This is a genomic window from Neorhizobium sp. BT27B, assembly GCF_050455485.1.
Classification (GTDB): domain Bacteria; phylum Pseudomonadota; class Alphaproteobacteria; order Rhizobiales; family Rhizobiaceae; genus Neorhizobium.
In genome coordinates this window covers 44,980-59,253 of sequence record NZ_JBCIYT010000018.1, presented here as the reverse complement: position 1 = coordinate 59,253, position 14,274 = coordinate 44,980, and the positions used below count along the sequence as shown (strand labels likewise).

The window sequence follows — 14,274 nt, the reverse complement described above, 5'->3', positions numbered from 1 at the left end:
CCGACAACTATCTTGCCGCACTCAAGATTGCGGCGACGAGGATATGGATTGCCTCAGCTAATGAGTCCGCGCCCTAGGCAACAATCCCGTTACAACGAGCGCAATGATTGACTCGTCCTTCGTGGCCGGGGCGCAAGCGCGCGCTGCTGTTTTGGGAGACGAACTCGACGCGTGGCTTCCGGCCTTTCAGGGGACTAAAATCGATGGTGTGATGTTGGTGACAGGCCCTGACGAGACCAAGGTGAATAGCCACGCGACGTCGATTGTTCAATTGCTCGGGTCCGCGATTGCTGTTGTCCATGAAGAACTCGGCCAGACCCGCCCACACCGTGGGTTTGAACATTTCGGGTTCCAGGATGGTATTTCACAACCCGGTATTCGCGGGCTGACCCCGCCGATGAACCCGACGGATCCCGAACAGGGCCTGCCTGGTCAGGATCTCATTCATCCCGGCGAGTTCGTATTCGGATATCCGGGGCAGGTTGATCGTTTCGATCCATCTTTTCCTGACGCGACCAAGGAGACGACCGGTCCGATCGTGGAGCCTCCGTTTGTCTGGATGAACGATGGCGCCTACATGGTGTTTCGTCGTCTAGAGCAACGAGTGCTGGCCTTCCAGAAGTTCGTGAAGGACGAAAGCCGCGTCTTGGGAATGGACGAAGGTTTGCTAGCCGCCCGTCTGGTTGGCCGCTGGCCGAGTGGCGCCCCTCTTGTTCTTGCGCCGTTGCAAGACGATGCCGCCCTCGGCGCGGATGCAACCAAAAACAACCATTTCGAGTTCCAACACGAAGACGCCTCTCAACGACGCTGTCCTTACGCTGCCCATATCCGCAAGACCTACCCACGCGACGATCTCAACGATGCGCCCGGCATACCTGCCTTGGCCGGCGAAGGCGGTGAGGCTTCGGTTCAGACACGGCGCCTCAGACGGGCCGGCATCCCGTTCGGACGCGAGGTCAACGATAGCGAGGTGATCGGAAGCGAGGCGTCGCGCGGACTGATGTTCGTTTGTTATCAGACCTCGATCATCGATCAGTTCGAATTTGTGCAAAAGGATTGGGCAAATAACGATACGTTCGTCTTCGGAAAGGGCCGGCCCAACGGCAGCGGTCAGGTGACGCCTGGACATGATCCGCTCATCGGACAGGTCGCGGGCGACTTGCGTGTAGTGGACGAACTCGTGCCGAATTACCCGACCGGCAACACGCGTAGCTCGATAAATATCACGCAGCGCTTTGTGCAAGCCACCGGAGCGGGCTACTTCTTCATGCCTTCCATCGCCGCTCTCTTGCATGGCCCGCTCTCCCAATAAAACGGAGACATTCCGGCATCACCGTGAGAGCTAGCAAAACCGATCGCAACCCAGGCACCGAACGGGATATATAACGATGGTAAGTGAAGATGAGGCAGCGGTCTGGCTCGCGGCAGGGGTCCTGCGCAGCGGCAAGTTTGACATCGAGGCAGTGACATTGGAGGCGATGGCCGCCGACGCGCCTGCCGGCGGTCTGGATACGGCGCTGAAGGCTTCTGAGAAATCCGATGTACGAGGCGGCGCCCTCGGAATGGAAATCCTTGGTGCCATTGTCGTGCCGGTGCTGGTCGAAGCCGCCAAACAGTTCTGGGCGAGCTACCAAAAAGAGCTCATTGAGAAGACCGGGAAGTCCGCCGCCGACGCAACCCTTGTTGCGATCAAAAAGTGGTTCTTTGGAGCACCACCTGAGGACAAGAGCCTGATTAGCCAAAAGCTTGCAAACGCTATCACACTCGCGGGCGAAGCCCGCAAAATGAAAGTCGCCGACATCGAAGCTCTTATCGCAGCCACTGCTCCCGAAAGGTTGGAAGCCGCGCTTGCAAAAACATGAAAATGACGCGGACAATACAATCGACGTGGCCTTCGCTCAGAGCGCCACCGTGGAGTTGCTCACGCACTACGCGGTATTGGTCTTCGTGCTGGTGCCAGTCCTGGCCCTGGTATTCCCAGGCATGCTCTTTGCCATCGGCGCAACAATGTTGGCATCGGTCATTCCCGATAACGCCGTCTCCCAATGGCTGCAAAACGATCGTTATAGCCCTTTGATCTTCGCTGGCGCCATCGCCCTTGTGATCGGCGTGGCGAGTGTTCTGGTGGAAAGGCGACAATTGATTTTAGCACCACCTGGGCTCAGGGAGCTGTCGGGTGAAAAAGGTTTGAAGTTGCATGAGATGGTTGCGGCCATGTGGCGGCGCCTCGCGCCGGACAGCGCGCCGCCCAGCATTCGCTGGTTTCCGGCACTGGACATCGCGGCCTACGCCACAACGCGCGACGCGCGGCCGGAACTGCAGGTCAGCGCGGGGCTCTGGCGCGCGGCAACGTCTGATGATCCGATTGCCACGGCGATTGTCGCCCATGAGCTGTCCCACCTCATCTATCGCGATCCCCGATCCCTGTTCTGGTTGAACATCATCGTCGTCGCAACAAGAGGCATTCTCGCTGTCACCGCCGGATTCGGTGCCGTCATTGTCCTCCTTGTACTGGGCTACGAGAGTTTGCGGATTCTGGACCGGGGAGACGGGTCTCTCTCAATCGTCTTTGCCTGCGTTCGGATTGTCGCAGCGGCTGGCGTGATCCTGATCCTCATCCCGCTCGGTTGGCTGGCACTTCGCCGTCAGGTCGCCTTCGTGACGTCATTGATCGAGGTGCGGGCGGATGTTGCGGGCGCTCTTTGGACCGGCGGCTTGCGGCAATACACACAGATCTTCGCGACGCACGAACGGGTACAAAAAACCACCGATCGGGACCTGCTCACCACCATCCTGTCGCCGTCATTCTCTCACATCCCTCAGCGGGAACGATTGTCCATCCTCGCGTCCCCGTCCCTGCTCGTGACGCCGAAGCTCGAGTTCTTTCTTTTGTCCGTAGTGCTCGTTTTCCTGCTGCCGATTAATTTCGCCACCCCATATCTCCTGGACGGCGTGCTCAATTACCTGGCAATTCAGGTTCTCGCCGCGGCCCTGAACGCCGTCATCGTCTCGATGCTGATCGTCGGATCTACGCACGGTCCGGTTTTGATCTCAGCGCGGCGGCTCTTCACCCTTGCCATCGCAAGCTGCGTAGTAACCGCCCTGCCCCGGATAAATCTTGAACCGTTATCGTACCTGCCATTTAGTTGGCTGATGGGTTTCGGTGGCGCAACTGCCGACTGGTCGACCCTTGGTAATAACATCGTCACAACGTTTAAGGATGTGGCTGAGAAAGGCCATCAAGGTCTATTCAATCCGGGAGCACCGGTTGCGATTTTGATCGGCTTTTTCAGCCTCTTCGTTCTGGGTCGAACGGTTCAGCAGAGATCGAAAGCAGGGGTGCGAATGGCGGCCGCCTGCATCACATCGATTATGGCATCGTTTATTGCCGGCTTCGATTCGTATAGGGCTGATACTTTACCGTGGGGTGCCGCGCTCAAAGCTCTTCCAGATGCCGCACCCGGACTTTGGGGAATGACATTGGCATTGCCCCTTGCCGCCGTTGCCCTGGTCGACTCAATTTTCTACCTATCGCACCGACTTGGCAGCCCGACTTGAGTTATCGGTAGGTGCGCCTAAGCTCAGGTTGCTATAAGGTCTTGAACGGAATCGAACCATCAACATGTCGCACTTTAAATATATAAGCATCTGAACACGTACGCTTTTTTGAAATTCCGGGGGCTCAATGTCCGCGTAAGGTGCTATTATGGAACCGATACTTGACTTGGCGTTACCCTGCGAGAGAAACATCATGAATGGATACAAAATTGATCACCTGATGCGGCACCAAATTCAAAGGTTGCATTGCATCGGTCCAAAAATGTAACCCAGGCACCCATTCTCCGTCCTTATACAGAATGAAATCGTCTTCCACTGGGTTAAACTCGACCGAATAACCTGCGCCGATTTGAGCAATATCATCGCCAGTACCCACACCGCCAATTTTACTTTGATAATCACCTCCAACAACTATTCGATAAAGAATATCGTTACTAGCAAAATTAAGAACTACAATTTTTGAACGAAATACAATTTGTTTTTTTGTTGATTGATCTTGTATATTTTTTTGAATATGGGAAACCCAACCCTCGTTTTTTTCAATGAAATTATCATAATCAATGCTCGCCATATTTCGTTCATCAAAAGTAATTTTGTCTTGAGCCGAAATTCGACTGACAGCTTCAGAGAATGACATTCCAACTACAAATCCCGCTGCACTTTTAGCAGGGACAAATGGAGCGTTCATGACTGGTAACTGGTGAGAGTGATCATCCGACATTGGTTATTTATTTTCCTTTATTACCCAATGGGCCACGGTTCCAGGCACTTCACCTACCGTAGGCGTGCCCTTGACATACGTAATCGGGTTTCCAGCGAAATCATAATAGTGCTGATTATCGAAGATTTGGCCCGGTATGAATCTCTGCGACGTGTCAATCACTCTGACAGTCGTTCCATCATGATAGGTGAACTTGTAATACTTGCCTGAGTCATGACTGCCACCGCCCGGATGGATTTCCACTTGTTTGACAAGCTTATGGTTTTGAATATTTAAAATTTCAATGCCAGCGGTTGAACTAGCCGTCGGCGTACCTCGAGTTACAGTAGCGCCATCAAGGCGGTAACTGGTTGCAAGGTCTTCGAAGCTAGAACCCGCCACTTGGGAGATGTTTCTGGGAATTCCGCTTCGAATCGCGAGTTCGTTGCGCAGCAAGTCCTGTGCAACTATGGAGCTGGCACCTTCATTGAGCGGCATTCCATTCAGCGCTGCAACGGCTTGTTCACCCGTCTTCAATTTGCTGAGATTGACCGACAAGCGATAGATCGCCCGTCCGCCTTCATAGGTTACAGCGACAGCAACAGTACCAATATCTACGAAGCGCTGATACTTCTCAGCCTCTTCCGGGGTCATTCCGCTGGCGACGAGCGTTTGCACCAACGCAGTCTTTGCGGTTTCCCCGCTAATGGCCTGCTGCATATCGCCATAAAGGTGATTTGCACTGGCCACTGCACCGATCGCACCGGCAACGCAAAGTGCAGTGCCTGCTCCGCTGCTGCAAGCCGCTACTCCACCGACCACCCCGACGGCATCGAGAAACGCATTAACGCCCCCCTCTTTCTTTGCCAGCTCGACGAGGAACTCCTCGATAGCGACGTTAGCTGGTTTGGAACCGGTTACCGCGCTCCGCAAGCTCTCTGCGAGTAGGAGATCGTACTCGAACCCCGACTGCTTAACGGCGAAACCTGATGCGTTGGCATTTCCGGTGCTTCCCTCGCGTCGATCTTTGTCCATAGCGTCGGAAAATGCCAGCAGGTCATAGATTTTGCTACGGCAGGATTGGGATTCGGGAGCCTCTTTACAAATATTTATTAGGCTCCTTGTGTTTTGCTGAGACTGCTCCATGAACTGGTTGTCTTGAAGGGATAGTGCGTCAATCTCGTCTTTCGAGCATGACGAATGGCTCGCAACGCACTGCGTCAGCTTTTTCCTGACAGCGATCGCTTCAGTTAGTTCCTGATGCGTGAGATAATTATAGCGAATTTCAGCGCCAGCGTACGCGGCGGACTGCCCACCTCCGACGGCTGAGGTGAGCCCCATAACGATACCACCAGTCACAATTCTGGACAGGGATTAACCTGCCTGTGTCCCCCCAAGGTCGGTTTCGCCCAAAAGGCCCGTGACCAATTGATCCACGTAAGGGGCGATAAGTACCGAGGCGGCGCCGCCAAATGCGCCTTTGACCATTCCGCTGACGTCATTGACGCCGCCAAGAAGCCCGCCGCCGAGACCATGCAGGGCGGCTCTGCCAACACCTCCGGCGGCCCAAAATTGAGCCTGCTCGATGTCACCACGCTGAAGTGCATCCGTGCTAAGTTTATCGGCAATATCACCGACAATTCTTGCCATTGTTGCCGCCGCGTCCTGATAGGATGCCTGCGTCTGGTACTGTTTTGTGAGAATTTTCTGTAAGTCTGGAATACCTGGCAGCGATGAGTTTGTCGCGTGTGTGTCACGTCGCAGCAGATCTAGATCCTGCGTCTGATTGAGAGGATCGTTGATGTAAATGTAACTGGGCGAAACTGCGCTGAGAGCTTTTCCTGTTTCGTTGGCGCCATCCCTGAGTGGAGGCGCGACGCTCGCTCCGTCCGACCCGACCGAACCTCCATATGTTTGCGCTTTCCACTTGGAATAGGTGTCAATATCCTCCCATTCCAGCTTTGCGGTTGCCAGCCGATTGTCCTCTTCCGCGGCGCGGCTCGTTATGAGCCCTCCTTTGAGCGAGGTCGTACCCTCAACATCAACATCAAAACCTAGAGCTCCAGCGCGGATCGCTGATTGTTCCGAGACGACGGCTACATCGCCGTTTGCGTTTTGTATTGTTCCGGAACCATTGAATCCACTTGTGCCAACAGATGCGCTTATAGAATTTTGTTTTGCGACGCTTGTGGCACGATCAATTTGGCTCTCAATATTGAGGTCGCCGCCAATCTGAGCTCTGACACCTTCTCCAGATACGACTGCACCCTTCAAATTCGTATCGTTGCCCGACAGCAACTGAATATCACCGAGACCATTAATTCTCGTATTGACATTGCTTGTCGAACTACCATCGCCGCTTCCGCGATTTGACCCGAAATTTGCACTAATTCCATTTGCGGCAACATTAACGCCCCCAGTGCCGACGCCAATGTCGAAGCCAATCGCGACACCGGCATTTGTACTGTTTTGACGGGAATGGTGTTGAGACGTTCCGACCGCGCTACCGAGATTGATGTCGTTGCCAGCCTTCAGCGTTAGATCTCCAAACCCCTCAATCGCAGTGTTCGCGGGAATGCCATTTTTATCAAAGCCTGCAACAACCTGCGCCCCAGAGCTATTGATGTCTCCGGTTTCCGCCTCAATCACAACTCCTTTGCCAGCGCGTATCGTCGTTACAACGGGAGCCGAATTGACGGCCTGATACTCGTTTTTCGATTTGTTGAAGCCGGCTGATAGAGAGGCAGAAAGTCCTACGTTTCCAGACGTCCCGATGTTTTTCAATTCTTCGAGCGCGGTATAGCCATACATGCCAGCGAAAACACCGTGCGAGAAGGCAGAGGTTCCTTTTTCCGACCCGCTCTGGCTCGCTGCGGCCGCCGCCTTGTTTACCGAGCGCACCAAACCACTGGAAACTTGCGCGGTTACGCCAACAAAGAGGCTCTCATGCATGCTCTCGTAATTGGTAACATCCTGCGCGGACAATAGATTGACTTTTCTAAGCGCAGTGATGCTGAGATCCCTCTCCGCCTCCACATTGGCCGCCTGGAAGTTTGCATCACGACCGGCGTTGAAGATGGCGTCGCGACCGGCAGAGAGCTGAGATGCCGAATTCATCTCGCCTGCCTGGCTGGTTTCATCCTTAACGGCATTGTAACCGACGCCGACCGAGATGCCGCCATTGCCCGCACTGAACGAAACACCGATACCGGAGCGCTTCTCCATTTCGCGCGATGCAAAACTTTCTGCACCCGGCGTCACGTTGATATCGCGGCTGGCGTCGATGGCGAGATCACGCTCGGCGGCAATATCAGAGCCGATCACGGACACGTCGCCGTTGCGGGCCGTAATATCGATATCCTGCCCTGCCTTCAGTGCAGAGGCGACGTTCTGGGTCGAGCTGTTTTCGCTTTCGTTCTGGGCCTTGCCCCATACCGAGAAGAAGCCACCACCCGAGCCAACGAAAAGGCCTGAAGACTTCTTGGCCGTGTCATAAGAATGGCTTTCCTGGCCGCCCAGGATTGCAACATTGTCACCTTCGATTGCAAGGTTCTGACCCGCCTCGATACCGGAGCCGACCACGACAGCGTTCCGTCCTGCGGACAAATCGACATTGCCCGACGCCGAAAGGTTCGAGGCAATCGTCGTCTCGTCATAGGAGTCGATGCTGCTGTTGGTCTTTTTCAGGAAACCCTTGGCGGACGACTTTTCATGCATCTCGACCGTGTCGGTGGCTGCCGCGATGGTCAGATCCCGGCCCGCGTTAATCGAGAGATCAGCAGCCTGATTTTCGTTTCCAGCCTTCAGATCGGAACCGGAAATCAGCGTGTCTTGACCGGACGTCAGTGCGACACCATTCCCGCCCGAGATGGAAGAAGAAACCGACTGGTTCTGCTCGATATGGCTCGACGTGCTGTACTTGCGTCCCTTGGAGGCGAGGTCGGCCACCTCGGCATCGCGTGCCTCGGTAATGGTAAGATCGCCACTTGCGCGCAGATCGACCTTTTCATCGGCTGCCAACTTGGAACCAATGATTGTCAGATCGCCGGACTGGTTGGCGTTGCCGGCTTCGGCAATGATCGATCCGCCTGCGGTGATAGACGAACCCTGTTGGCGTACCGTTTCAATCTTGTTACGGCCATATGTCGCCGATGCCACATCCTGGGCGGAACCGATTGTTACGTCTTTCTCGGCCTTCAGGATTACGCTTTCGCCGCTATCGATCGTCGATCCCGAAACGCCGATGTTTTCGCCTGCGACAATCGCGGTCGAACCGCCCGAGGAGAGCTTCGAACCCTGTTGCGAGGTGCTCGTCGTGGTCCGGTAACCGTCATTGACGGTCCGGTCGACACCCACGGTCCCGATATCCACGGATCCGTTTTGCGCAGACAGCGACAACGCTTCGCCAGCACTCAAATCGCTTCCGGAAACAGAGATGCCTTGGTCGCCGCTGATAACGAGATTGCCGCCGGCGGACACATTCGAGCCAACGGCATTTTCCTGGCCAGGTTCACCGACCGTCGCGGCACCGATGGTGACCTTGTTGCCGGAGAGCGATGCTGAGCCACCAATGTCTCCAGAAACACCCTTAAGAGCCAGAGCGCTTCCCGCCGAGATCAGCGCATTGCCGCCCGCCGAGATCGCAAGGTTCGTGTTGACGACCTCCTGCCCTCCGATATTGAAGGATTGGGCGTTGAGTGTCAGGTCGCGCGTTGCGGAAAGCTGCAAACTGTCGCCGGAGATGAAGCTGCCGCCCTGCGAGATAATGTCTGTGCCCTGCACAGACATGCCGGCACTTGCGACCATCGCCCCTGAATTGGCGATCTGGTCACCCTGAACCAACACGGAACCACCGGACAGAAGCGCTCCGGAAGCGGTGAGTTGTGCCTTGTCTGCCGCCGCGAGATAGACGACCGGGACAAGGACTTCGGCACCTTCGACGATACGCTTTTCATAGACCACGATCGATTGCGTCAACTTGGCGATCTGGTCATCCGACAGGCGCTCACCGATCGACAGGTTGTTGGCCTTGACGTAGTCGATGCCGTTATCCAGCAGGAGTTTCATCTCCTGGATCGCATCCTTGCCGGGCGCAAAGCTGTTGCCGAGACCGTAACCGGTCTGTCGGCGCAACTGCTGTTCGATCAGCTGGTTTTCGAAATAGGCATCGCCAAGAAACGGTATTTGGGAGTTTGGCTGATAGCCGATACGGCTGATGAAATAGCTTGAACCATAGAACTTGCTGACGTCGAGAAATTCCGCACGCGTTTCAAACAGGAATACCTGCCCAGGGATGGTGCCTCCGAAACCGCCGGAATTCGGCTTGGCGGCTGCGGCAAGCGCGTCACCACTGGTTTTGAGGGTATCGGCTAGCGAGCCGCTGCCATTCTGGCCGCCGGCATTGATGGCGGGGCCCGCCTGGCCGCCGACCTCAGAGCCGGTATTGGCAGAACCGGGCGACGAGATGACGATGTCTGCGAGGTTGAGGCCGGGAAGAGCACTGTTGCCGGTAAAGAGAGCACCCCCGCCTGTGATCCCGCCAAGACCGGCCAGAGGATCCGTCGAACCGGATGCTGTGCCAACGCTTGCACCACCTGCCACTGAACCATCGACTGCAGAATTGTTGATAGACGTGAAGCCGGCAATGTCGAGGTGGCCGCGTGCCTTGATGGTGCCGCTTGCCGCGCCAACCACTTCCATTTTCGTCAGGGTAGAAGTGCCGGACGCGACATCACGCGATGCATCGCGGTTACCTTGAGCATCGTAGGCCTCACAGGCACCCTGCGCCTGGCAGTAGGTCTGGGTTTTTCTGTAAAGCGCGACGCCGTCATTGTTGAGCGTCTGCCCACGTAGGCTGATATCGCCTTCCGCTTCGATGGCGCTGAAGGAGTTCGACAGCTGCTGCGCGGTCAGCGCGATATTGCCGCCGGCACGAAGCATGGATTGCGCGCTGCCGCCGTCAACGAAGCGATCCTCGGTTACCGTCTCGCGAATGTACGCGTTTTCGTCGAAATTGAAGATCGTGGCGTAGTCCCACTTGCTGCTCTCAGCCTGCTGGACGAAAATCTTCGATGGGTTGTTTGGGTCGATGACGAGATTGCCATTGGCGTCACGCGGCGCGTGCGAACGGACCCAATTGAGGATATTGGCAGATTTCGTAGGACCTTCACTGGAAATCCACGTCCAGGCCCGGAAAGACGAACCGTCTGCCAGGCGAACTTCAGACCAGAGATCGTCCTTGTAGTCGTCCCAGTTCTGACGAGGCAGGTCCTGATAGAGCCATTGCGAGTCATTATTTGGACCATAAAACAGATGCATGAACGGTCGCGCAGCGACGGCAGCGTTCAGTCTGAACGCCCCGCTTGTCTGTGACGACACGAGATTGTCTGTCGTCCAGGTCGGGTTCACCAGTCGGCGGTTGGAAAAGACTGCAGCGTTGAGCGCGATATTGCGACCGGCCTGAATGAGACCGGAGAGGTTTTCGACACGTTGTGATGCCGAGCCATCGGCTGCTGCGGCAATGTCGAGGTCCCGTTCCGACATGATCGCGCCCTGCTCGTTGACGAGCGCGTTTCGAATGTAGAGTTTCTGATCGGCAGCTGAATAGACAAGTCCGCTTGCCCGGTTGGTAAGGTTGTTGGCGTCGATACGCAGATCGCGGCCGGCCGCTATCTGGCCGCTGTTGTCAAGATCACCGACCGTCAGAGCGATATCACGCTGGGCGAGAATTGCGGTCGAGGCGTCCGTTGTGATCGTTCCGGCGCGAAGGCCGAGATCACCGGACGTGCCCGGCTGGTCGACGAACCGAAGTTTCGCATTCGCAAGATTGGCATTGCCGCTCAAATTGAGATCGAGGCCACCGAAAGCGTAGGTACTGCCGGCAAATGTTGCCGTCTCACCGGTCATCGACAGCTGACCAGACGACTGGATTTTTGCTCGGTTATTGCTGAGATCGAAGTTTCGAGCTGCCAGACTGATATTACCGACGGTCCGGGTCTGGTGGTTGATCGAGATCGCGCCGTTGCTGCTGCTAAGGCTTGCATCAGCAAACGATGTCATGCTGGCGTAGGAAACGTTGCCGGCGGCATTTGCGATGAGGTCCCCTGCACTCGTCAGGCCGCCAGTGTTGATCGCACCATACAGAGCCTCAAGCCGCAACTGGCCAGCAGTGCCCAGCCGCAGACCGGTATTGCTGGCAGAAAAATCAACACCGGCGATCAGGTCGTTGGCAGAGATGTCGCTTGCGGAAATGGTGAGATCACCAGCCGAAACCGTCTGCCCGGTCAGGCGTGCACTGTTGCCGGCCTCGATATTCAACGAAGCATGACTGGTCGCCTGCGCTGTCACGGAACCTGATGCAGACAATGCCATCGATCCGGCGGAAAGCAGGCTGCCAGCGTCAAGATCCTGCGTTGCTTCGATTACCATGTTGCCAGTGGCATTCGCGGGCTTTGTACCGCCGGCGAGCGCGCCGATACCGGAAGCGGCGGTGCCCAGCGTCACTCGCCCGCCTTTGATCGTGACGTCGGAAGCCGAAAGAAGCTGCCCGCCGATATCGGCAGAACCGATGATATTGATCGAGCCGTTGGCAAGAACATCCTGACCGAGGTAGCTGTTCGCACGACTGTCGAATGCGCCTGCCGCCAGGACTGATCCGATCTCGACGGTTCCCGATGTGGCGTCGATTGTGAGATCACCGCCTGCAGCCAGACGGGGACTTCCGCCCTGTGTTGAAGTTCGCTCGAAATCCAGACCCGAGACGATCTTGGCCGCCGATATCGAATTGCCCGTCAGGTTGATGTCTGCACCAGACAAAATATCCTGAGAGACATCAGTCGCAGCGTCGATGGTGATGCCACCGCGTGCGCGAACGTTGCCAGCTACAAACTGGTTCGCGCCGATCTGCAGAGAACCATAAGCGTCAACCGTGCCGGTCTCGACTGAACCGTGATTTGCCGTCAGCGTGATCGATGCATTTTCCCGCGCGCCTGTGGCCCTGCCCTGGGAATCGAACACAACGCCGGAGGCGATGTTTCCGCCACGAATTGTGTTGCCACTCAGATCGACATTGCTGGAACTCCAGATCGAACCCGCAACATCGATCGATCCGTCGATATCAATGCTGCCGCGTGCGCTGAGGCTGCTCGCATCGATGCTGCCCGCGTCAATGGACAGAAGCCCCGAAGAAAAGATCGTGCCGGCAGTCACATTGCCGGACGATGCGCGGATGGTGACATCTCCGTTTCCGGATAGGATGGCACTGCCATCAGCCAGACGCTCGACGCCGGTCAGAAGCTCGTCGATTGTGATCCGGCTGCCGTCGATGAGCGTATTGCCGCCACTATAAAGCCTCGTAACGTCAATGCTGTCGCCCAGAATATCGACGTTATTGCGCACAAAAACCTCGTCATTGACGACAAGGTCAGCAACGATCCGGGCGCTGTCATTTGCAGTCAAATTATCGAGCTTGGCGGTATCGGCACTGATGGTGACGTTGCCGGCTGCGGCGACGGATTTGGCCTCGATAGCGTCCGATGCCGCAATATCCAGATTGCCCTGCGAACCAAATTGAACGGTTCCCGACTGCGACGCATTCAGCGCCACGCCTGCCATGACATTGCCGACGCTGACAGTATCGGCTGCGATGCGGACATCCGCGCCACCGAGAATGTCTCGCGCGACATTGAGCGCGCCACCGGCCGTGAGGGTTAGATTGTCATAGCTGACAACAGATTGCGCGGAAATCGAACCGGAGATCGCAGTGACGATAATCTCCTTAGCTGCGGTCAGCCCGCCCTGGGCGTTGACCGATCCACCAGTGACCGCTCGAATATCATTGCCGGCCTGGACGTTACCAAGTTGGAGACCACCATCGGCATCGATCGAAATCGTGCCGGCAGCATCGAGAGCACCAGTCACCGTTATGAGGCCTGCCCCACCCGACAGACCAATGTCGCCGCTCGAAGCGATGGTGTCGATGGTGATACCTTTCGCAGCTTCGGCTTCGACGCGCTGGGTGGACTTGATCTCGGCAGCTTTGATGTCGGCGCCGGATCGAACCTTCACACCGCCAGCGCCTGAGGCCTTACCAATGCTGATCTTGCCATCGGCGGAAAGAGACAGCTCTCCAACATTGGCTGCCATGTCGCCGCGCATGCGCACGCCGGCGCCTTTATCGTTGACGATGATCTTGATGCTATCGGCCTGCATAGCGCCGAGCGCCGAGCCGTCAATGGCATACTCATTGCCGCCGCTATCATCGCCAGCGGCGGTCGATGAGCGCGAACCATAGGCATAATCGCTCGAGCCAGCAGTAAGCTGCAGATCTTTACCATAAACTGGTCCGTCGATACGGATGGTGCGCGAAACGATATCGAAAATGTCGACGGCACCAGCGCCGTTGGCAAGGTTTGCGCCACGGCTGCCGATGGTCACGTCGCCCTTTCGAACGGTCAGGCCTTCCAGCGATCCGTCGGCGCCGATGCCCGGCACGCCGGTCGACAGGACTGCTCGCGGCGTGTTGATGAAACCGCAACCGTCGCAGGTCATGCCGTTCGGGTTGGCAATGATGACCGATGCACGCCCACCGAACACCTCGGTTGCGCCCTCGAGACGGCTTCGATTGCCACCAATCACTTCGTTGAGGATGACGGACGCCGGAGCCTTGCCGCGAAGATTGGGATTGCCGGGAACAACACCACCAAGACTGGAGCTGCCAACTTCACCGTTATAGTTGTTGAGGATCAGGCCCGGTGTTCCGACATTGAAGTCGCCGTATCGGTTGTGGGACAGGCCGGCGCCGTTTGGAGCGACGATATCGACCATGGGAACGCCGTTCGGCGCCGCAGAAATGCCCGGGCCACCGGTTGGCGTTCCTGGCGTAATCGCCTGCGCATGCGCCAGCGTCGGTTGAACGAGCATGGCAACGGTCAGAACCGTGCTGACTGTCCGCTTGAATGCAACAACAAGACCGCGGCTGGCGGAAGCCTTCAGGGTCTGCATGCGTGCCACCTTAA

Annotated in this window: 6 protein-coding genes; 3 read left to right on the top strand and 3 right to left on the bottom strand. The window is 56.5% G+C overall.

Features of this window, described 5'->3' with window-relative positions; genetic code table 11:
* The first annotated feature begins 103 nt into the window (after positions 1–103).
* From AAIH70_RS29045 to AAIH70_RS29035, 3 genes are all read left to right on the top strand, one after another.
* The gene (locus tag AAIH70_RS29045; protein WP_430037455.1) at positions 104–1,312 is read left to right on the top strand and encodes a Dyp-type peroxidase; all 1,209 of its coding nucleotides are present in this window, start codon (positions 104–106) and stop codon (positions 1,310–1,312) included.
* A gap of 76 nt (positions 1,313–1,388) precedes the next feature.
* Positions 1,389–1,862: a hypothetical protein gene (locus AAIH70_RS29040; RefSeq protein WP_132281870.1), complete on the top strand. Its 474-nt coding sequence runs from the start codon at positions 1,389–1,391 to the stop codon at positions 1,860–1,862.
* Positions 1,849–3,558 carry a hypothetical protein gene (locus AAIH70_RS29035; protein WP_430037451.1) on the top strand — a complete coding sequence of 570 codons (1,710 nt, stop codon included), beginning with the start codon at positions 1,849–1,851 and terminating at the stop codon, positions 3,556–3,558. Before AAIH70_RS29040 ends, AAIH70_RS29035 begins: the two co-directional genes overlap by 14 nt.
* Positions 3,559–3,730: 172 nt before the next feature.
* Here the strand turns inward: AAIH70_RS29035 and AAIH70_RS29030 are convergent, their stop codons facing one another.
* Genes AAIH70_RS29030 through AAIH70_RS29020 form a run of 3 tightly spaced genes read right to left on the bottom strand, consistent with a single transcriptional unit; the run spans position 3,731 to position 14,260 of the window.
* Complete coding sequence (locus AAIH70_RS29030) at positions 3,731–4,279, bottom strand: hypothetical protein (protein WP_132281918.1); 549 nt, start codon at positions 4,277–4,279, stop codon at positions 3,731–3,733.
* 3 nt (positions 4,280–4,282) lie between these two features.
* Positions 4,283–5,599 carry a hypothetical protein gene (locus AAIH70_RS29025; protein WP_430037448.1) on the bottom strand — a complete coding sequence of 439 codons (1,317 nt, stop codon included), beginning with the start codon at positions 5,597–5,599 and terminating at the stop codon, positions 4,283–4,285.
* Positions 5,600–5,632: 33 nt separating this feature from the next.
* Entirely contained in the window at positions 5,633–14,260 is an 8,628-nt protein-coding gene (locus AAIH70_RS29020) for a hemagglutinin repeat-containing protein (protein WP_430037446.1), read from the bottom strand.
* Positions 14,261–14,274 lie beyond the last annotated feature (14 nt).